Origin of the sequence: Aquiflexum sp., assembly GCF_041749095.1 — a bacterium.
Classification (GTDB): domain Bacteria; phylum Bacteroidota; class Bacteroidia; order Cytophagales; family Cyclobacteriaceae; genus Aquiflexum.
The window spans coordinates 1-2,063 of record NZ_JBGTCA010000340.1 but is presented as its reverse complement, the minus strand read 5'-3'; the positions used below and the strand labels follow the sequence as shown (position 1 = coordinate 2,063).

At 40.2% G+C, this 2,063-nt stretch carries 2 protein-coding genes; both read right to left on the bottom strand.

Annotated features, from left to right (window positions below; translation table 11 throughout):
* Positions 1–1,367: FAD-dependent oxidoreductase (locus tag ACEW8O_RS15430; RefSeq protein WP_373495519.1), on the bottom strand; the 1,367-nt coding region annotated here is incomplete at its 3' end.
* A 285-nt stretch (positions 1,368–1,652) separates the two neighbouring features.
* A partial coding sequence (locus ACEW8O_RS15425) for a M20/M25/M40 family metallo-hydrolase (protein ID WP_373495518.1) occupies positions 1,653–2,063 on the bottom strand: 411 nt, incomplete at its 5' end.

Here is a 2,063-nt window from a genome sequence, read left to right as displayed (position 1 = left end):
TCAATCCATTTGATATCCCGATCCAAATACCAAAATTCGATCATATCATCCCGCAAAATTTCCTTTCCGTCTACGTTCACACTTCTTTTTAATTGTTCCCAAACCAATTTTTGAACTTCATCAGGCGTGCAGTTTTCAGCTAAAATGGGTTGGCTTTCCGGATCTTCAATCGATTTATACCGGGTGTAAAGCCAATCAGAAATATCTACAGACAGAATTCCCTTAACCTTCCCATTATATCTTTCACTTAGGTCATATCCTTCCCAAAACTGGACTTGGGAAATGGATGTCAATGCCCATTCTGTATAGCTGTGACACACATGTCCATGGGCCAAAGCGACATCCTCATTGAGATAATACTGGATTCCGTTCATCCAAGCTGTATCATTTGCCAATTGGTCCAGGAATTGAAATTGGTCATCAAGGGCAACCATTTTTTTGTCTATCAATTTTGCCGCTTTTTCTATAGGGGTACTCAGAATATAATAATCTCCTGTTACTTCAATTTCTACTCCATTCGAATCTCGGACTATGACATGGTCGATTGTATTGTCTTTTTTGAGCGCAAAACTTATTCCCTCATGGCCTTTGAAGTACTTGACGCCGGATTTTGTAAGATAATCGTACCAGGGGTTCAGCCACTTTTCATTGGTAGGCCCATTCAGAACCCTGTCCACATTGACTCCCGGATTGAGCATGTTATACATTAATTGTAGTGTGATGCTAGAACCTGTCTTCATACTTGCGATCTCGGCCCTCGCAGCTACAAGTGTCCGGGTCAGTCCCTGCACCAACAAATGTCTATATACATCGGAGAACCTATCTGCTTCCAAAAACTTCCACCAGGATATCTTCTCATATTCCTGATCCTTTCTTTCCTTACTTGAAGTCATCATTTGCCAGACTTTATGGACAAAAAAATGCTCCTCTTCCTTAGTAAGCCCGGTATGTATTCCTCCAAACATATCACGAACCAATAACTTCAAGTCCGAAAGTGATTTTGGGAAATTGGCCAAAATGGTTATTGGTGGCAAGTCATATCTGGTAAGTTCAATCCGGGTAGTATGGGTCAGATTATCAAAAACACCATTTTTATTACTCTGGCCATTTTGATCGGAGTAAGGTATCCTTTTCATGGTGTCTGTTACATGCTTATAAAACCCTGGAAAAAACCGGAAACCATGTTCACCGGGCAGGTATTTATCTTTATGGAGCAAGTTGGTACCCTTCACGTTTACAGATCTTGCTTTTCCACCCACATAGACTTTTTTCTTTTCATATACCTCCACCTCAAAACCCCGTTCTACCAATTCATGGGCTGCACTCATACCTGCAACACCACCGCCAATAATTATTACTTTTTTCATGTTCAGATTTAAAATTTTACTCATTTTAATTAAAAAAACCAGTCTATCAAGATAGAAAATTTTATTGGTTATCAAGTTGACTACCTATCGGTAATTCTGGTTTATACAACTGAAACTTTTCTTTTTCCAAATTTATTATTGTCATCGGAGAATTTGAAACAGTCCTTTCCATTTGCCATGGTGCCCAAGTATCGATCAATATCCAACTTGCCTGCGGCAAGCAGGTATCAACTAATATCAAATTGGATTTGATGGTTAATTTGATACTTAGCACAAACCCAAATTTCAATCCTTATCCAACAACAACACCGTATGCAACATTACATCTGCGCCTTTGGCCATTTGGGAAGGGGAGGAATATTCTTTGGGATTGTGGCTGATTCCATCCTTGCTCGGGATAAACACAAGGCCGATCGGTCCCAATAAAGCCATTTCCTGTACATCGTGCCCAGCTCCGCTCTGCATTTTGATATAGGATATCCCCAAGGATTCAGCAGCTTGGATCATTTTCTCCTGTATTTCTTTGCTGGCCATGGTCGGTGTGGTGCCTAAATTGAGGTTCTCAAATCCAATTTTAGTATTGGTTTCTTTGGCGATCTGTTCCGCATGTTTTTCGATATCGTTGAACATTTTCATGATCTTTTCTGAGGAAAGGTCCCGCATCTGTAAGCTCATTTCTACTATTCCTGGGATGAT